At 65.9% G+C, this 16,605-nt stretch carries 18 protein-coding genes; 6 read left to right on the top strand and 12 right to left on the bottom strand.

Features of this window, described 5'->3' with window-relative positions; all coding sequences use genetic code 11:
* Window position 1 precedes the first annotated feature (1 nt).
* From ASC68_RS07330 to ASC68_RS07315, 4 genes are all read right to left on the bottom strand, one after another.
* Entirely contained in the window at window positions 2-1,138 is a 1,137-nt protein-coding gene (locus tag ASC68_RS07330) for an ABC transporter permease (protein WP_055877121.1), read from the bottom strand.
* Complete coding sequence (locus ASC68_RS07325) at window positions 1,135-2,706, bottom strand: ABC transporter ATP-binding protein (protein WP_055877235.1); 1,572 nt, start codon at window positions 2,704-2,706, stop codon at window positions 1,135-1,137. Before ASC68_RS07325 ends, ASC68_RS07330 begins: the two co-directional genes overlap by 4 nt.
* A gap of 76 nt (window positions 2,707-2,782) precedes the next feature.
* Window positions 2,783-3,775, bottom strand: a complete 993-nt coding sequence (locus ASC68_RS07320; protein WP_055877118.1) for a BMP family ABC transporter substrate-binding protein — start codon at window positions 3,773-3,775, stop codon at window positions 2,783-2,785.
* A gap of 182 nt (window positions 3,776-3,957) precedes the next feature.
* On the bottom strand, window positions 3,958-4,419 hold the full coding sequence (locus ASC68_RS07315; RefSeq protein ID WP_055877114.1) for an SRPBCC domain-containing protein: 462 nt from the start codon (window positions 4,417-4,419) through the stop codon (window positions 3,958-3,960).
* 237 nt (window positions 4,420-4,656) lie between these two features.
* Between ASC68_RS07315 and ASC68_RS07310 the strand changes: the two genes are divergently transcribed.
* The 3 genes from ASC68_RS07310 to ASC68_RS07300 all read left to right on the top strand — a co-directional run bounded on the left by ASC68_RS07310 (window position 4,657) and on the right by ASC68_RS07300 (window position 8,515).
* Window positions 4,657-5,844 carry a hypothetical protein gene (locus ASC68_RS07310; RefSeq protein WP_055877111.1) on the top strand — a complete coding sequence of 396 codons (1,188 nt, stop codon included), beginning with the start codon at window positions 4,657-4,659 and terminating at the stop codon, window positions 5,842-5,844.
* A gap of 24 nt (window positions 5,845-5,868) precedes the next feature.
* On the top strand, window positions 5,869-6,810 hold the full coding sequence (locus tag ASC68_RS07305) for a DUF6384 family protein (protein ID WP_055877110.1): 942 nt from the start codon (window positions 5,869-5,871) through the stop codon (window positions 6,808-6,810).
* 148 nt (window positions 6,811-6,958) lie between these two features.
* Window positions 6,959-8,515 (top strand): hypothetical protein, encoded by a 1,557-nt coding sequence (locus ASC68_RS07300; protein ID WP_055877108.1) that lies wholly within the window; start codon window positions 6,959-6,961, stop codon window positions 8,513-8,515.
* Between the two features lie 63 nt (window positions 8,516-8,578).
* Here the strand turns inward: ASC68_RS07300 and ASC68_RS07295 are convergent, their stop codons facing one another.
* From ASC68_RS07295 to ASC68_RS07285, 3 genes are read right to left on the bottom strand one after another with little or no spacing between them, the layout of a single operon-like run.
* A complete protein-coding gene (locus ASC68_RS07295; protein ID WP_055877106.1) occupies window positions 8,579-8,962 on the bottom strand; it encodes a hypothetical protein in 384 nt (127 codons plus the stop codon).
* Window positions 8,959-9,255, bottom strand: a complete 297-nt coding sequence (locus ASC68_RS07290) for an autorepressor SdpR family transcription factor (RefSeq protein WP_055877103.1) — start codon at window positions 9,253-9,255, stop codon at window positions 8,959-8,961. Before ASC68_RS07290 ends, ASC68_RS07295 begins: the two co-directional genes overlap by 4 nt.
* Before the next feature lie 45 nt (window positions 9,256-9,300).
* Window positions 9,301-9,978 carry a TetR/AcrR family transcriptional regulator C-terminal domain-containing protein gene (locus ASC68_RS07285; RefSeq protein WP_055877100.1) on the bottom strand — a complete coding sequence of 226 codons (678 nt, stop codon included), beginning with the start codon at window positions 9,976-9,978 and terminating at the stop codon, window positions 9,301-9,303.
* Between the two features lie 189 nt (window positions 9,979-10,167).
* On the opposite strand from ASC68_RS07285, the gene ASC68_RS07280 reads away from it, so the two are divergent.
* Window positions 10,168-10,650 carry a RidA family protein gene (locus tag ASC68_RS07280; RefSeq protein ID WP_055877097.1) on the top strand — a complete coding sequence of 161 codons (483 nt, stop codon included), beginning with the start codon at window positions 10,168-10,170 and terminating at the stop codon, window positions 10,648-10,650.
* A 25-nt stretch (window positions 10,651-10,675) separates the two neighbouring features.
* Here ASC68_RS07280 and ASC68_RS07275 read toward each other — a convergent pair whose 3' ends face one another.
* The gene (locus tag ASC68_RS07275) at window positions 10,676-11,656 is read right to left on the bottom strand and encodes a DMT family transporter (protein WP_055877095.1); all 981 of its coding nucleotides are present in this window, start codon (window positions 11,654-11,656) and stop codon (window positions 10,676-10,678) included.
* A gap of 91 nt (window positions 11,657-11,747) precedes the next feature.
* Between ASC68_RS07275 and ASC68_RS07270 the strand changes: the two genes are divergently transcribed.
* A complete protein-coding gene (locus ASC68_RS07270) occupies window positions 11,748-12,233 on the top strand; it encodes an Lrp/AsnC family transcriptional regulator (RefSeq protein ID WP_055877091.1) in 486 nt (161 codons plus the stop codon).
* Between the two features lie 31 nt (window positions 12,234-12,264).
* Here ASC68_RS07270 and ASC68_RS07265 read toward each other — a convergent pair whose 3' ends face one another.
* Genes ASC68_RS07265 through ASC68_RS07255 form a run of 3 tightly spaced genes read right to left on the bottom strand, consistent with a single transcriptional unit; the run spans window position 12,265 to window position 14,717 of the window.
* Entirely contained in the window at window positions 12,265-13,242 is a 978-nt protein-coding gene (locus ASC68_RS07265; protein WP_055877088.1) for an aldo/keto reductase, read from the bottom strand.
* A gap of 21 nt (window positions 13,243-13,263) precedes the next feature.
* On the bottom strand, window positions 13,264-14,280 hold the full coding sequence (locus ASC68_RS07260; protein WP_055877085.1) for a zinc-dependent alcohol dehydrogenase family protein: 1,017 nt from the start codon (window positions 14,278-14,280) through the stop codon (window positions 13,264-13,266).
* A 32-nt stretch (window positions 14,281-14,312) separates the two neighbouring features.
* Entirely contained in the window at window positions 14,313-14,717 is a 405-nt protein-coding gene (locus ASC68_RS07255; RefSeq protein ID WP_055877082.1) for a cupin domain-containing protein, read from the bottom strand.
* 95 nt (window positions 14,718-14,812) lie between these two features.
* On the opposite strand from ASC68_RS07255, the gene ASC68_RS07250 reads away from it, so the two are divergent.
* Entirely contained in the window at window positions 14,813-15,727 is a 915-nt protein-coding gene (locus tag ASC68_RS07250) for a LysR family transcriptional regulator (RefSeq protein WP_055877080.1), read from the top strand.
* 23 nt (window positions 15,728-15,750) lie between these two features.
* Here ASC68_RS07250 and ASC68_RS07245 read toward each other — a convergent pair whose 3' ends face one another.
* Window positions 15,751-16,338, bottom strand: coding sequence for a hypothetical protein (locus ASC68_RS07245; RefSeq protein WP_055877077.1), 588 nt, complete (start codon window positions 16,336-16,338; stop codon window positions 15,751-15,753).
* Window positions 16,339-16,605: the final 267 nt, after the last annotated feature.

Genomic DNA, 16,605 nt, shown 5'->3' with positions numbered 1-16,605 from the left:
CTCAGCTCCCCGACTTGACGCTGTTGGCTTCGATGGCGGCCGCCTTCTGGCGCGGCGACAACGTCATGAAGACGCGCTGCAGGCCGGGGCGGAACAGCCCTTCCATGGCGCCGGTGAACAGGATGACCAGCGCCTGGATGACGACGACCATCTCCTTCGATAACCCCGGGATGACGTATTGCAGCTCGTTGCCGCCCTGATAGAGGGCGCCGAACAGCACGGCGGCGAGGAGGATGCCGATCGGATGGTTGCGGCCCATCAGCGCCACGGCGATGCCGACAAACCCCGCATCGGCGACATAGTCGAGCACCAGCCGGTACTGCACGCCGACCACCTGGTTGACCGCCACCATGCCGGCGAGCGCGCCGGACATGGTCATGACGATCATGATGATGCGGCTGTTGGACATGCCGGCGTAGCGCGTGGCCGTCGGGTTCTGGCCCAGCGCCCGCATGGCGAAGCCGAAGCGTGTATGCCAGATCAGGATATAGGCGCCGACGAGGCAGATCAGCGCCAGCACGAGCGTGAAGTTGACGTCGGTATTCTTGAACCAGGGGATGAAGGCGCCGAGTTTCGGCATGCGGCCTTCGGGGGCGATCATCGCCGATTCCGGCGCGAGGATGCCCGCCGGCTTCAACACGTTCACCACCATGTAGACCATGATCGCCGCGGCGATGAAGTTGAACATGATGGTGGTGATGACGACGTGCGAGCCGCGCTTGGCCTGCAGCCAGCCGGGGATAAAGCCCCACAGCCCACCCACCGCCGCACCGGCGACGATGGCGATCGGGAAGGTGATCCACCAGGGCAGGAACTGCAGCGGCAGCGCCACCGCGATGACGCCGAGGCCGGCGATATAGGCCTGGCCGTTACCGCCGATGTTGAACAGCCCGGCATGCGCGGCGACTGCCACGGCGAGGCCGGTGAACATGAAGTTGGTCGAGTAGTAGAGCGTGTAGCCGAAATTGTAGCCGTTGCCGAAAGCGCCGGTGACAATGGCATTGAGCGCCGCCAGCGGATCCTGACCGATGGCGAGGACGACGAGACCGGAAACGATGAAGGCCAGCGCCAGGTTGAGGATCGGCAACAGGACCACATCGGCCCAGCGCGGCAGCGGTTTGAGGATGGCTGAGCTCATGGCGTCTTTCCCTCGGCCGCGACGCGCGCCTGGGGGGCTTTCCTGTCGGTGATGCCCGCCATCATCAGGCCGAGCTCGCCTTCGGTGGCGGTGGCGGGGTCGGCTTCGCCGACGATGTGGCCATCGAACATCACGAGGATGCGGTCGGCCAGCGAACGGATTTCGTCGAGCTCGACCGAGACCACGAGGATCGCCTTGCCGGCATCGCGCATCTTGATGATCTGGTTGTGGATGAACTCGATGGCGCCGATATCGACGCCACGGGTCGGCTGACCGACGATCAAGACGTCCGGGTTGCGCTCCATCTCGCGAGCGAGCACGATCTTCTGCTGGTTGCCGCCGGAGAAGTTGGCGGTCTTCAGCCGCTCGTTGGCCGGGCGGATGTCGAACTTCTTGATGCGCTCGCGGGCCTGGGCCTGCGCTGCCGGGATGTCGAGGATGATGCCCTTGCCATAGGCCGGGTCATCCTCGTAGCCGAGCATGGCGTTTTCCCATTCTTCGAAGGCGGTGATCAGGCCCATGCGCTGGCGGTCTTCGGGCACGTGGGCAAGACCGGCCTTGCGGGCACGATGTGCGCCGTCATCGCCCTCGAGCGACAGTGGCGTGCCCTTCAGGCGGACAATGCCGCTCGCCTGGTCGCGCATGCCGGAGACGGATTCGAGCAGTTCGGACTGCCCGTTGCCGGCGACCCCGGCAATGCCGACGATCTCGCCGGCCCGCACGGTGAAGCTCACATCCTTGACCCGGGTGACGCCGAGGTCGTCCTTGACCACGAGGTTTTCGACCGAGAGGAAGGTATCGCCCGGCTTGGCGGCGGTCTTTTCGACACGCAGCAGCACGCGGCGGCCGACCATCAGCTCGGCCAGCTGCTCGGGGTTGGTCTCCGAGGTCTTGAGCGTATCCACCATGGCGCCCTGGCGCATGACCGACACATAGTCGGTGATGGCCATGATCTCGCGCAGCTTGTGGGTGATGAGAATGATGGTCTTGCCCTGGTCGCGCAGGGTGCGGAGCACGCGGAACAGGTCGTCCGCCTCGGCCGGGGTGAGCACCCCGGTCGGCTCATCGAGGATCAAGACATCGGCGCCGCGATAGAGCGCCTTCAGAATTTCGACGCGCTGCTGGGTGCCGACCGAGACGTCCTCGATGATGGCATCGGGATTGACGTCGAGGCGGTATTCCTTGGCGAGGCGGGTCAGTTCCTTCTTCGCGCGATCGAGGCTGGGGCCGAGCAGCGCGCTGTCCTCGGCGCCGAGTACGACGTTCTCGAGGATGGAGAAATTGTCGACCAGCATGAAGTGCTGGTGCACCATGCCGATGCCGAGCGCCAGCGCGTGGCGGCTGTCGGTGATGGCATGGGGGGTGCCGTTGACGCGGATCTCGCCGCTATCGGCAGTGTAAAAGCCATAGAGGATCGACATCAGCGTCGACTTGCCGGCGCCGTTTTCGCCGACGATGCCATGCACCGTGCCGCGACGGACTTTCAGGTCGATGTCCTTATTGGCATGCACGGCGCCGAAGCGCTTGTTGATGCCGATCAGCTCGATCGCCAGATCGGTCTGGGCCAGATCAGATGCAGCGGCCCCGGAAGGCCGCTGCTGAAGGTTGTCGCCGTTCTGCACGGGTTCGGTCACGCGAGGGACCTTACGGGCAGGTGTTGTCGGCGGTGTAGTCGTGGACGGTGATCGCGCCCGACTGGATGTCAGCCGAGAACTTGTCGACCGCCGTCTTGATATCGTCGGTGATCAGCGCCTTGTTGTTGTCGTCGAGAGCATAGCCGACGCCGTTTTCCTTGAGGCCGAGCACGGTAAGGCCGGGCTTGAAGTTCGCGTCGGTGAGCGAGCTCTGCACGGCGACGTCGACGCGCTTCAGCATCGAGGTCAGCACCGAGCCGGGGTGCAGGTAGTTCTGGTTGCTGTCGACGCCGATCGAGAACTTGCCCGCGTCGGCAGCGGCCTGCAGCACGCCGAGGCCCGAACCGCCGGCGGCGGCGAAGACCACGTCGGCGCCAGCGTCGAACTGCGCCTTGGTCAGCTCACCAGCGGTGACCGGGTCGTTCCAGGCGGCCGGGGTGGTGCCGGTATAGTTTTCGATGATCTTCACGTCGGCCTTGGCGGCCTTGGCGCCCTGGGCGTAGCCGCAGTAGAACTTGTGGATGATCGGCACGTCCATGCCGCCCACGAAGCCCACGGTGCCGGTAGCCGACTTCAGCGCCGCGATGGCGCCGACGAGGAACGAACCGGTGTGCTCGTCGAAAATGATCGACTGCACGTTCGGCGCATCGACGACGGCGTCGATCACCACGAAGTGGGTATCTGGGAACTCGGCGGCGACAGTGCCGAGCGCGGTGCCCCAGGAGAAGCCGGCCATCACGATCGGGTTGGCGCCCTGCGAAGCGAAGCGGCGGAGCGCCTGCTCGCGCTGCGCATCGTTCTGCAGCTCGAGATCGGTGAAGCTGCCACCGGTTTCCTTCTTCCAGGCCTCGGCGCCGTTATAGGCCGCCTCGTTGAAGGACTTATCGAATTTGCCGCCCAGGTCGTAAATGACCGCCGGATCGGCGAGCGCAGCACCAGCGGCGAGCACCGACAGCGCCACGCCAGCCGCGAGCGCAGAAATGCGCTTGGTGAAATAGTTCATGGATCAGTCTCCCTGTATCGCGTCCGGCAACGGCACATGCCGCCCTGACAGCCCGGCGCGTTGGGAGGAATACAATCCTGCAAACCGGCGCTCTGCAAGAGGGAGCTGCGCAAATTTTGACCAAGTGGGCAAAATTCGTGCGGGGAAGGTTTACGCGCGTGCGCGACGAGGTGATGACACCCTCACCCCGAGATCGGCTTCACCTCGACGCCCATGGCTTCGCCGAAGCGTTCGAAGAAGCCGTCGATGAGCTTCTGCGCGGAGTTGCCGATCAGCAACTTGCCCAGTTTCATGATGCCGCCATCGGCCCCGCCATTGGCAGTAAACACCAACTGGGTGTGCTCGCCGGCATCGGAAAGCACGATGTCGGCGGCCGCCTCGGCCTTGCCGAGCAGCCCACCGCGGCCCTTGCCGGCAAGCGTGTAGCTCTCGGCCGGTACAACGTTGCGCAGCTCCAGGTCGCCGGAAAACACCGGCTGCATCAGGCCGAGATTGACCTCGATCTCCAGCTCCAGCGTGGTCTCGCCGGTCCAGTCGATGCGACGGCAGCCGGGAATGATGGCCTTCAGCACCTGGGTGTCGTTGAGTGCCTGCCAGACCGCGAGCCGGGGCGCCGAAACGAGGTACCTGCCGCCGAATTCCATGCCGTCATTTCCTCGCCATTGTGCCGTCCGAAACCAAGCTAGTGCGCGGGATCGGGATGGACAACCGCGGCGGCGCTGCAACGGTTGTCGCAAACTTCTGCTGATGCCCTTTTCGTGAGGCTTTTAAGCACCATATCGCGCAAAACAGGCGCGGCCGATATAAGCAACATTGGCAACTGACGCCGAGAACGTGAATCATGTCACCCCAAGGTGACCGATAGAGGGAAACGCATCCAAATGGCCACTGAAGTGATGGAAAAGCCCCTGCAGTATCTCGACAAGGCGATGGGGGCGATCAAGCAGCTCGGCATTTGGCCCGAGCAGACGGGCGAGCAGCCGATTACCGGGCTGTTGAACGAGATCACCGGCCTCGACGAAAACAAGGTCATCCTGATCGGCCGCACGCTGACCCAGGCGAGCGCCTTCAACGAGGTGGTGCGCAGCCAGGTCGCGGCGATGAATGTCGGCGAGCGCTACGAAGACATCACCAACGGCTTCAACTCGATCCGCGACGACGCCAAGGGCATGGTCGACCAGCTCGACGACGGCAAGCTCGACCTGATGGAGCGGGTTTCCAACGTCTGGATGAAGGTCAGCCGCGGCGACATCGCCTCGCGTTTCGACAAGATCCGCAACATCTATCTCGATGTCTCCAAGGAGACCAAGAACCAGGTCGACCGCGAGCACACCATCCTCGAGGCCTATCGCGATTTCCGCGGCGCGCTGAAGCAGTCCGAAGTGATGGCGCTCGAACTGCTCGACGTCGCGACCAAGAAGCTCGACGACAAGAAGGTGATCCTGAAGGCGGCCGGCGACGCACTCGCGGCGTTCACCGCCGGCACGCCGGCGGATCGCGCCAAGCTCGAGATGGACCGCGACGAGAAGCTGCGCGACCTGCAGAACGAGGAGCGCCGCTACCAGATCGCCAAGGACCTGAGCGACAACCTCACCATCTCCTACTCCACTTCCGAAGTGGTAATGGCGCGGCTGATGCAGACGACGCAGGCCAAGGAGCGCGTCTACCAGCAGGCGATTTCGTTCTTTTCGACCAACGAGACGGTGTTCACCGCGCTCAGTGCCTCGTTCACCGGGCTGTTCGGCCTGCATGAATCGACCGAGACGCTGAACGCCATGAAGGAAGGCATGTCCAAGAGCCTCGAAACGCTCTCGGAGATCGGCGACCGGGTGGGCGAAGCGGCGGTGCGGGCCGGGTACGGTCCGACCATCCGCGCCGATGCGGTCAAGAAGCTGGTCGACTCGGTGGTGACGTTCCAGGAAAAGTCGCGCGTCATCATCAACGAGATGCGCGATGCAGCGACCAAGAACTCGGCCGAGATCCGCGATGCGGTCGAAGACGGCAAGCGCCGTTTGGCGCAGCTGGCTGCCGACGGCAACGCGCTGATCCTCGAAGAAAAGAAGGCCTAATTTGGAGCGCGAACGGGCTCGACCATGAGCACGACGACGGCGACCGCCGAGAAGGCCCCGCTGGACGAGGTGATGCTGGCGATGGACGTGGTCGACACGCTCCGTCACCGGCAGGACCTGGTCGAACGCGAACTCGCGGGCGATGCCCGCGAGAAGCAGCTGATCGAAAAGCTGCGCGAGATCTATCAGCAGCAGGGCATCGAGGTGACCGACGCAGTGCTCATGGCGGGCGTGAAAGCGCTCGACGAGAGCCGCTTCGTTTACACGCCGCCCAAGCCGAGCCTTGGGGTCAGCCTCGCCAAGCTCTATGTCGGCCGCAAGAAATGGGGCCCGGCGGCACTGGCGATCGCGCTGATCCTGGTGGTTGGTCTGGGCGGCTATTTCTTCGCCTACCGGCCGTACCAACAGGCGCAGGTCGAAGGGGCGCGGGTCGAGCTCAGCGAGAAGCTGCCGGCCGAGATGGATGCGCTGTACCAGTCGATCTTCGAAGAGACCAAGGTGCAGCAGGCGGTGACCGAGGCCGAGCAGATACGGGGGCGCGGCAAGACCGCCGCGGCCGAAGGCAACCGCGCCGGCGCCGAGCAGGCAATCGCCTCGCTCACCGGGCTGCGCGACCAGATCCGGCAGGAATACCAGTTGAGGATCGTCAACCGCGAGGGGCAGAAAACCGGGTTCTGGACCTTCCCCGAGGTCAATACGGCGGCGACCAACTACTACGTGGTGGTCGAGGCGATCGGCGATGACGGCAAGCCGCTGACGCTGCCGGTCACCAACGAGGAAAACAGCGAGACCGAGAACGTCGCCGTCTGGGGTGTGCGGGTGCCGGAAAGCACCTATCGCGCAGTGGAGAGCGACAAGAAGGATGACGGCATCCTGCAGCGCAATATCCTCGGGCTGAAGGAATACGGCTTCCTCGACGTCGACTACGTCATGCCCGTGCTGGGTGGAGCGGTGACACGGTGGTGAGAACCTGCACATCGACGCTACTGCGCCGGCTATCTGGCACGGAGACCCTGCGCTTCCGGTGCTCACGTATTGGCATACGCTCCGCTCCGGTTCTCGGGTGCTCCGCACCATCTGACTCGGCGCAGCGAGTCACTGTGCAGGTTCTGTCATGAGCCTTTCCGGACCCGAGGCCCTGCGCTCCCTCGACGAGGCGCTGCGCGACATCCGCCGCGAGGAGGACGAGATCGCCAAGCGCCTGGCGCGCTCGGCTGAACTCGTCACCAAGTTCAAGGAAACCGAGAGCGAGCTGCTGCGGCAGCTGGCCGAAGTACGGCTCGACCCGGCCTCGCAGGCGGCGCTGGCCGGCCGGTTGAGCCAGGCCGAGGTAAAGGCACGCGAGATGCTGAGCCGGCACGGCGCGGAGCTCAGCGCGGCGGAAGGCGAACTCAAGGGGCTCGACAAGCAGATCGCGGCGCTCGCCAAGGAACGGACCGAGCAGGCGGCAGCAGTCGACAAGGCGCAGGCCGAGCTGAAGGCGCTGGCCGACCGGGTAGCCGTGGAAGCGGTGAAGAACCCTGAATATGCGGAAAGGCGCAAGGCCGCCGAGCAGTTGGCGCACATCGCCGAAGAGAGCCTGCGCAAGACCCAGCAGGCCGAGGCGGACCGCGAGCAGAAGGGCAAGCCCTACCGCGACGACCAGCTGTTCATGTATCTGTGGGAGCGCGGCTTCGGGACCAAGAACTACCGCGAGAACAACCTGATCCAGTATTTCGACGGCCTGATCGCCGGGCTGGTCGGCTTCCCCGAGGCGCGGGCGAATTTCGCCATGCTGAACGAGATCCCGCTCAGGCTGCGTGAGCATGCCGACCGCCAGGAGCAGATCGCGATGGCGGCGCAGGAAGAAGTGACCAAGCTCGAAAAGGCGGCGGTGGACGCGGCCGGTGGGCGGCCGACGCGCGAGCTGCTGGAGAAGGCCGAGGCGCGGATCGCCGCGATCGACCAGGAGATGGTCGGGGCCGAGGACAAGCGCGACGAGCGCGCCCGGGCGCAGCGCGAACTGGCGCAGGGGAGCGACCCGGCGTTCAGCGCGGCGGTGAGCGGGCTGGCCGAAGCGCTGGGCCGCGAGGACATCCAGACGCTGCTCGCCGAAGCGCGGGCCACCGAGACCGGGCAGGACGACACCATCGTCAAGCAGATCGACGAATCCCGCCAGCGGGCCATCGAGGAAGACGGCGACAGCCGCGAGCAGAAAGCCCGGCTGAAGACGCTGGCAGCGCGGCGGCGCGAGCTCGAGGATATCCAGTACGAGTTCAAGAAGCAGAATTTCGATAACCCGCGCTCGACCTTCCGCGAGGACAAGCTGGTCGGCGATTTGCTCAACGATTTTCTGCGTGGCGGCATCACCGCGGCCGACTATTGGGGCCAGTGGCGGCGCAGCCAGAACTGGACCGGCGGGGTGCAGCCGCAACAGCAGCGGCAGGACTCGCCGTGGGGCGGCAATTCGGGCGGCGGCTTCAGCTGGCCGGATTCGAGCTTCGGCGGCGGCGCTTCGGGCGGCCGTCGCGACGGCGGTTTTGGCGGCGGTTGGGGGCGGCTCCCCGGCAGCGGCGGTGGCGGCTTTGGCGGCGGCGGTTCCAGTGGTGGTGGCGGCGGCTTCTCGCGCCCCCGTACCGGCTCCAGCGGCAACCGCACCAGCGGCGGCTTCAAGACGGGTGGCGGGTTCTAAGGCAGCTCACTTCGGGCACCGGCGCCGCCGGTGCAAGGTTGGCATCCAGTCAGAACGGACCCCTCAGGCGGCGCGGCCGTCGTTGCCGAGCTTGGTCCTGAGGCCGATGCAGTAGCCAATCACCATGATCACGCCGGCGGCGAGGCCGCCGGTTCCGATGGTCATGGCCAGGGGGAGCGGGGCAAAGGCCCAGAAGCCGGCGTAGACGAGACCGCTCAGCGCCAGCACCCAGCCGGAGAACCTGGCGACTTGCCGCGCCAGTGCGCTGGGCGCGATCGCCTTGGGCGCCCGGTTGCCGTAATAGGCAATCACCAGTCCGTTCATCGCGACGACCCGCTTCGTCGTTTCCTGATCGATGTAGCCGTGCTCGCGCGCGAACCGTGCGGCCAGCGCCACGATTACGATGGCGGTTGCCCAGGCGAGGGCTACGAGGATTTCCTTCTTCATCGCACGGTCTCCAGCTTTGTCGGCGTTGCCTCGGTCCCGATGCCGAACGAATGCGCAAAACCCAGCAGCGCCTCTTCGAGCACCGATAGTTTCAGGTGATAGATAATGGACTTGCCAGCCTTTTCGGCATGCACCAGGTCGGCGTCCTTCAGCACGGCGAAATGCGCCGACATGGTGGGCTTGGAGACGTCGAAATGTCTGCTGAGCTCACCCGCACTCATCGGCCCCGCTTGCAGCAGTTGCAGCACGCGGCGGCGGGTCGGATCGGCAAGGGCTTTGAACACCAAACTCATGATTCGATGATTAGCTAATCATCGAATTGAAGTCAAGTCGGCCCCTCACCGCTTCGGGGTCAGCCCATCGAGCAACAGGTCGAGGCCTTTCTTGAAGGCGCCGTCCCAATCGCCGTCGAGCAGCAGGCGGGAGCGGTCGATGCTGGGGTAGCGCTCGCCGAGCTCGGTGAGACGGCGTTGCGCCGCAGCGAGGTCATCGGGAGAGCGCTCGAAGCTGCCGCGGGTGATGGCGGCGCCCATCACGTAGTTCCACACCGACCAGATCGCGACGTTCAGGTCGGCATCGGCAACGCCGGCGCGCGACAGGGTCTGGCTCAGCAGTTCGAGGCGCCCCAGCATGCTCGGCCCGAGGGCGCGGCGCGGCAACAGCGCGGCCGACCAGGGATGGCGCAGCATGGCGGCGCGCCAATCCTCGAGCATGTGGACGACATTGGCGCGCCAGACATGGGCTTCAGCTTCAGGCGGGTGGTAGGCGAGGACGGCGTCTAACGCGAGGTCGAACACCTCCTCCTTGTTCCCCACATGCCAATAGAGGCTCATAGCGCCGGCGCCAAGCCGATCGGCCAGCCGGCGCATCGACAGGCCATCAACCCCCTGGGTATCAAGCAACTCCACGGCCGTGGCGATGATGCGCTCCAGCGAGAGCGGCGGCCCGCCCGAGGCGGTCGCTGCGCCGGTGCTGCGGGAGCGCCTCTGTGGGGCGCCACTGGGTTTGGCTGGCATGTGGTCCTCGCTGTCGGCGTCGATCTAGGCGAGCCCGACGACAAATGTCGACCCTGCCCGATTGACTCGTACATCGTACGATGTCAAACACTCGTACACTGTACGAGTACACGTACGGCGAAATCGATCAACGCTCAACCCCTGTCGGCCGCGACCCTGTCGCGGGTCCGCGGAGCTACGAGAAACACCATGTCACGCACACTCACCCAGCTGCTTATCGGAGGGCTATTCATCATGACCGCAGGCGCATCCACCGCAACGATGGCGGACGAAACCAGGCTCAGCATCGTCAATCCACCGAACCTGTTCGACCCCACCCCGAACGGCTACAGCACGGCGGTGATCGTGCCGGCGGGCGCGAGGATCGCCTATATCTCGGGACAGGGCGGGCAGGACAGCACCGGCGGTCTGTCCCCAGACTTCGCCGCGCAGGTGAAGCAGGCCTATGTCAATCTTGGTGCGGCGCTGGAGGGGATCGGGGCGACCCCGGACCAGGTGGCCAAGCTGACGATTTTCGTGGTCGGCCACGACATGTCGAAGCTCGGCGTGCTGACCGAGACCGTCAAGGCGATGTTCGGCGAGACGCTGCCGGCGCAGACCCTGGTGCCGGTGCCCAAGCTGGCGATCGATCCGATGCTGTTCGAGGTCGAAGCCATCGTTGTGCTGAAGTAGGACGACAAGCAGAGGGCGGCGGGTCTCAGCCTGTCGCCCGCTGCTCGGCGTCAGCGTGCGTAGCCGGGGCGCCGTGACCGCGATGCGCCCGGAGACACGAGATCACGCCGGCGAGGACGAAGGCACCGGCGAGCAGTTCCAGCGGCTGCGGCCAGCGCTGCTCCCACAGAAAGCCGTAGAGCAGCGCGAACACCGTCTCGAACACGATCATCTGCCCGACCAAGGTGAGCGGCAGCAGCCGGCTCATCCGGTTCCACAACGCGTTGCCGCAGATCGACGCCAGGATGGCGACGCCGATGGAAACGCCGGCGAAGTGCAGCCACTCGGCCGGCGCGTGCTGCGGTTGGATCAGGGCGATGATGGGCACCAGCAGCAAGGCCTGGGCGCCGGTGACGACCCCGGTGAGGAGACTCCAGTCGTGCGCCGACAGATGCGGCAGCCGGGCGAGGCAGCGGCTGTTGCCGACCGCGTAGGCGGTCCACGAGGCGAGCGCCCCGAAGGCGCAGATGAGGCCAAGCAGCTCGGTACCGGCGGTGGTCGCGCCGATAGCCTGCCAGCCAATGGCGAGGGCACCGGCCGCGCAGAGCAGCAGCGAAGGCAGCAGCGCACGCAGCGGCACGGCACCGCGATCGCGGCTGCCGATAAGGGTGACGGTGACCGGCAGGAAGCCGACGATCAGCGAGGCCATGGCGACGCTGCCGAGCTGTACCGCTGAGGCGACGAGAATGTAGTAGAGCGTGTTGCCGGCCAGCGAGAGCCAGAACAGCGAGAGCCAGTCGCGGTGGGTGAGGACCTGGCGCAGCGCGCGCCAGCGCGGCAGGATCAGCAGGGCGGAAATGACGCCATAGGCGAGGTAGCGCCCGGCAGCGAGCTCGAGCGGACTGAAGCCGCGCACCAGTTCCGGAGCGAGGAACACCAGACCCCACAGCGCCCCGGCGCCGACGCCGAAGGCGAGGCCGAGAGAGGTCCGGTAGGCGCCCGACGGTGCTGCGGTGGTGGTGCTCAAACTGGCCTCGCAAGAATTGCGCGAGGGATATCATCAGGCAGCCGAGCGTTGCGCTCTTGATTGCGCCCCCAAATGCAACAAAAACTCACCCATGACCCAAGCCAAAGTTCCGGCCCGCAAGCTCGACAGTTTCGATCGCGCCATCCTCAGGATCATCCAGCGCGACAACAAGACCCCGCAGCGCAGCATTGCCGAGGCGGTGAACCTCTCCGCGGCGGCGGTGCAGCGCCGGATCGCGGCGATGGAAGCGGCGGGGGTGATCGAGAAGAACATCGCAGTGCTCGATACAGGCGCTGTGGCAATGGGAATCACGGCGATCGTCGAAGTGCACCTCGGCAACGAGCGGCTGCAGACGGTGGATACGGCGAAGACGTTGTTCCGCGACGCGCCGGAAGTGCAGCAGTGCTACTACGTCACCGGCGGCACCAGTTTCGTCCTGATCATCGTCGTGCCCGACATGGTGAGCTACGAGGCGACGACGCGGCGGCTGTTCGCACAGAACGAGGCGGTGGCGAGCTTTCGCACCCTGGTGGCGCTGGATCGGGTGAAGACCGGGGCGGAGATCATCGTTCCGTAGTCCGGTCCCCGACGAAAGGCGGCGGGAACGGTCAGAGCCCGGTGGCGCGCTCCTGCTGCTCGTTATAGCGGGCGCCATGCACTTCGATGGCAGCAGCGGCAGCGTCGATCTCGGCGAGCGTCGCCGGCGGCAGCTCGAGCGATGCGGCAGCGATGTTCTCCTCCAGCCGCGGCAGCTTGGTGGTGCCGGGGATCGGGACGATCCAGGGGCGCTGGGCCAGCAGCCAGGCGAGCGCCACCTGCGCCGGCGTGGCGCCGAGCCCAACCCCGATGCGCGCCATGAGATCGACCATGGCCTGGTTGGCGGCCCGGGCCTCGGGGGTGAAGCGCGGGATGGTGTTACGGATGTCGTGGGCTTCGAAGGTCGTGGCCTCAGTGATCTTGCCGGCGAGGAAGCCTTTGCCGAGCGGGCTATAGGCGACGAGGCCGATATCGAGCTCCTCGAGCAGGTCGAGCACCGGTGGGCGCTGGAACCACAGCGAGTATTCATTCTGCAGCGCTGTGACCGGCTGCACCGCATGGGCGCGGCGGATGGTCTCGAGCCCCGCTTCGGACATGCCGAAATGCCTGACCTTGCCCTCGGCGATGAGGTCGCGGACGGTGCCGGCGACATCCTCGATCGGCACGTTCGGGTCGACGCGGTGCTGGTAGTAGAGATCGATGCTGTCGAGGCGCAGCCGCTGTAGCGAACCCTCCAGCGCGCTGCGGATGTGGTCGGGCCGGCTGTTGACGCCGTTCGACTTGCCGTCCCGGTACTGGAAGCCGAACTTGGTGGCGATCACCACCTGGTCGCGCACCGGCGCCAGCGCCTCGCCGACGATCTCCTCGTTGTCGAAGGGGCCGTAGACCTCGGCGGTGTCGAAGAAAGTGAGGCCGCGATCGACGGCCGCGCGGATCAGCGCGATCGAGGCGGATTTCTCCGGGAACGGGGCATAGGACTGGCTCATCCCCATGCAGCCCAGGCCGATGGCCGAGACTTCAAGCCCCTGCCCGAGTTTGCGCTTCTGCATCTTGATCTCCTTCGAATGAGGTTACGGACGGAGCAGCGTCTTGATGGCGCGGCGCTCGTCCATGGCGCGATAGCCCTGAGCGGCATCGCGGAGCGGCAGTTCAAGGTCGAACACTCTTCCGGGGTTGATCCTGCGGGTGAGGATCAGCTCCATCAGCTGCGGCAGGAAGCGGCGCACCGGGGCCGGTCCGCCAATCATGCCGCGCTGCGCGAAGAACAGCGACTGGCCGTCGAAGGTCACGCCGTGCGGAACGCCGACATAACCGATCATCGAGCCCGGGCGGGCGCAGTCGATGGCCGTCTGCATCGATTGCTGCGTGCCGACGCATTCCAGTACGGCGTCGGCGCCAATGCGCTGGGTGAGCTCGCGGACCCGCGCCACGCCGGCTTCGCCGCGCTCGGCGACGATATCGGTGGCGCCGTAGTCGAGCGCCAGATCCTGCCGCGACCTGTGTCGGCTCATGGCGATGATGCGGTCGGCGCCGAGCTGTTTTGCCGCCAGCACCCCCATCAGCCCTACCGCCCCATCGCCGACGACGACCACCGTCGAGCCGGCCTGCACGCGGGCGGCATCAGCCGCATACCAGCCGGTGCCGAGCACGTCGGAGGCGGCGAGGAGGCTCGGGATCAGGTCGTCGGGGGGCATCTCGGCAGTGGCGATCAGCGTACCATCGGCGAGCGGCACGCGCGCCAACTCGGCCTGGCCGCCGGTCATGAACTCGCGCTGTTCGCAGGAGGACTGGAAGCCATGCCGGCAGTGCGGGCAGGTATTGTCGGAGAGGACGAACGAGCCGACGACGAACTGGCCCGGCCGCACGGTCCTCACCTCGCTGCCGACCTCGACCACCACGCCGCAATATTCATGGCCCATGGCCATGGGCGAAGTAACCTCGTTGGCGCCGCGGAACGGCCAGAGGTCGGAGCCGCAGATGCAGGTGGCCGAGAGGCGGATGATCGCATCGGTGGGCTTGAGGATTTTCGGTTCGTCGCGCTGTTCAACGCGGACATCGCCCGGAGCGTGGAGGATGGTGGCGAGCATGATCGGGGTCCTTCGGAAATCGGGGGCCAGGGCTACCGCGTCATCGCCGCGTACTGGGCTTCGGTGACGGGCTCGAGCCAGTCGACGACTTTGCCGTTCGCCACCTCCTGGATGGCGAGATGGGTCATGGCGGTTTGCGGGGCGGCACCATGCCAATGTTTCTCGCCGGGGGCGAAGCAGACGACATCGCCGGGGCGGATGTCTTCGACCGGGCCGCCCCAGCGCTGCACCCGACCGGCGCCGTGCGTGACCACCAGGGTCTGGCCGAGCGGATGGGTGTGCCAGTTGGTGCGGGCGCCGGGCTCGAAGGTGACGCTGGCGCCCTGCACGCGATCGGGCGCGGCCGGATTGAATAGCGGATCGACCCGGACCGTTCCGGTGAACCAGTCGGTCGGTCCCTTGCCCGAGGGCCGGCTGCCGGCGCGATAGATCTCCATGGCAGTGCACTCCTTGCTGACGGGCCAATGTAGCCAGCGGCCCTACCGTCGATTAGGATGAATAATCTCCATGAAGTTGTGAGCACGGCTCAGCAATGGCGCGCAGCCCAATCGATGACATGCAGGCCTTTCTCGCCGTGGCGCGGGAGCAGAGCTTTACCCGGGCGGCGGCGAAACTGGGAGTGACGCCGTCGGCGCTCAGCCATTCGGTGAAGGGGCTGGAAGCGCGGCTGGGTCTGCGGCTGTTGTCGCGGACGACGCGCAGTGTGTCGCCGACCGAGGCGGGGCAGCGGCTGGTAAACTCGGTCGGGCCGCATTTCGAACAGATCGAAGCGGAGATCGCGGCGCTCAGCGAGCTACGCGACCGGCCGGCCGGCACCATCCGAGTCTCGTGCGGCGACTCGGTGGTGGCGTCGGTGTTCCGGCCGATGCTGAGGACCTTCCTTCGGCAGTACCCCGACATCACGGTGGAACTGGCGATCCAGAACGGCTTTGTCGATATCGTCGAGCAGCGGCTCGATGCCGGGGTGCGACTGGGCGAGGCGCTGTCCAAGGACATGATCGCGGTGCGGATCGGTCCGGACTGGCGGTTCAGCGTGGTGGCGACGCCTGAGTATTTCGAGCGGCGCCCGCCACCACTGACGCCGCACGAGCTCACCAGGCACCAGTGCATCAACCTCAGGCTGACCAGTGCCGGCAGCCTCTATGCCTGGGAGTTCAGGAAGGACGGCCGCGAGCTCAACGTGCGGGTGGAAGGACAGTTGATCTTCAACTCCATCCTGCCAGTGCTGGACGCGGCGCTCGACGGGCATGGGCTCGGCAACGTGCCGGAGTTCATGGCGCGCAGGTACATCGAGAGTGGTGAGCTGGTCGAGGTGCTGGCCGACTGGTCACCGCTCTGGCAGGGCTTTCATCTGTATTACCCCAACCGCCGCCAGCCTTCGCCGGCCTTCACCGCCTTCGTCGAGACGCTGCGCTATCGAGGCCAGATGTCTGAAACGCCCGGCTGAACTGCTTCACGCGCAGTAACGCTCTACCCCGAATGGCCGGTACAAGGCGGGACATCCTTGATCGGGGCGCTGGCGAGGACGCTCGAGAGCGGCTGGTTGCTGAGCAGCGGGGCGAGACCGGGGACACCAGGCAGCGCGATGAGGGCGGAGATGGTGGTTTTGGCCGGATCGATCGGCTCGGTGCGGCAGAGTTTTGGGCTCAGCGAGATGGACAGCGCATTGTTGCCGGCCGGCAGGGTTTTGGCCCAGGCCTGGGCTTCGCGGATCGCCTGCTTGTCGGGGTCGGAGAAGCCGAACAGATAGTAGTTCCGCTCGCCGGTGGGTGGCGGAAGCGTGCCGGCGAGATCACCGGCATCGGCCGCGACCAGCGTCGCCTTGATGTGGCGCTCGCCGCTCGATGGCGTGGTGATGTCGAAGCCGATGGTGGAGGCGCCCTGCACCGGCTCGAGCGAGGGGGGCAGGTCGAAGGCCAGCAGCAAGCTCGCGACATCGTCGTTAAGGTAGTCGAGACCGCGAAGCTTGGCGGCAGTGCCGAGGGGAATCGAGGAACAGGCCGCGAGAGCGGCAAGCGCCAGGGCGGCAGCTGCAATACGGGTGGTCCGGCGGATCAACTTTCCCTCCCCTGCCCCCAGGGCGTAGTTCGATGGGTACGAGATTCCCGGGCTTGGGGGAATGGTGGAGGTGTGGCGGACATGGGTCGAGCCCATGCTCCGGTGTCATCCCTGCGAAAGCAGGGACCCAACTCTCCTGCGGCTCGGGCTGTGAAATGGGTCCCTGCTTTCGTGTTGTGTCCCGTGAGGTTGGCGAGGAGCTCTGCGGGTGCCTTGTAGTCGAGGCATTTGAGGCGGGTTTTGTTGTAGCTGTCGACGAAGGCGTAG

It is taken from the genome of Devosia sp. Root105, from assembly GCF_001424865.1.
Lineage (GTDB): Bacteria > Pseudomonadota > Alphaproteobacteria > Rhizobiales > Devosiaceae > Devosia_A.
This window is presented reverse-complemented; position numbering and strand designations above follow the sequence as displayed.

What these genes read in the sequence shown, in the direction of transcription:
- ASC68_RS07330 (WP_055877121.1), bottom strand. Translation starts at nt 1,138, where the DNA reads ATGAGCTCAGCCATCCTCAAACCGCTGCCGCGCTGGGCCGATGTGGTC.
- ASC68_RS07320 (WP_055877118.1), bottom strand. Translation starts at nt 3,775, where the DNA reads ATGAACTATTTCACCAAGCGCATTTCTGCGCTCGCGGCTGGCGTGGCG.
- ASC68_RS07315 (WP_055877114.1), bottom strand. Translation starts at nt 4,419, where the DNA reads ATGGAATTCGGCGGCAGGTACCTCGTTTCGGCGCCCCGGCTCGCGGTC.
- ASC68_RS07310 (WP_055877111.1), top strand. Translation starts at nt 4,657, where the DNA reads ATGGCCACTGAAGTGATGGAAAAGCCCCTGCAGTATCTCGACAAGGCG.
- ASC68_RS07305 (WP_055877110.1), top strand. Translation starts at nt 5,869, where the DNA reads ATGAGCACGACGACGGCGACCGCCGAGAAGGCCCCGCTGGACGAGGTG.
- ASC68_RS07300 (WP_055877108.1), top strand. Translation starts at nt 6,959, where the DNA reads ATGAGCCTTTCCGGACCCGAGGCCCTGCGCTCCCTCGACGAGGCGCTG.
- ASC68_RS07295 (WP_055877106.1), bottom strand. Translation starts at nt 8,962, where the DNA reads ATGAAGAAGGAAATCCTCGTAGCCCTCGCCTGGGCAACCGCCATCGTA.
- ASC68_RS07290 (WP_055877103.1), bottom strand. Translation starts at nt 9,255, where the DNA reads ATGAGTTTGGTGTTCAAAGCCCTTGCCGATCCGACCCGCCGCCGCGTG.
- ASC68_RS07285 (WP_055877100.1), bottom strand. Translation starts at nt 9,978, where the DNA reads ATGCCAGCCAAACCCAGTGGCGCCCCACAGAGGCGCTCCCGCAGCACC.
- ASC68_RS07280 (WP_055877097.1), top strand. Translation starts at nt 10,168, where the DNA reads ATGTCACGCACACTCACCCAGCTGCTTATCGGAGGGCTATTCATCATG.
- ASC68_RS07270 (WP_055877091.1), top strand. Translation starts at nt 11,748, where the DNA reads ATGACCCAAGCCAAAGTTCCGGCCCGCAAGCTCGACAGTTTCGATCGC.
- ASC68_RS07265 (WP_055877088.1), bottom strand. Translation starts at nt 13,242, where the DNA reads ATGCAGAAGCGCAAACTCGGGCAGGGGCTTGAAGTCTCGGCCATCGGC.
- ASC68_RS07260 (WP_055877085.1), bottom strand. Translation starts at nt 14,280, where the DNA reads ATGCTCGCCACCATCCTCCACGCTCCGGGCGATGTCCGCGTTGAACAG.
- ASC68_RS07255 (WP_055877082.1), bottom strand. Translation starts at nt 14,717, where the DNA reads ATGGAGATCTATCGCGCCGGCAGCCGGCCCTCGGGCAAGGGACCGACC.
- ASC68_RS07250 (WP_055877080.1), top strand. Translation starts at nt 14,813, where the DNA reads ATGGCGCGCAGCCCAATCGATGACATGCAGGCCTTTCTCGCCGTGGCG.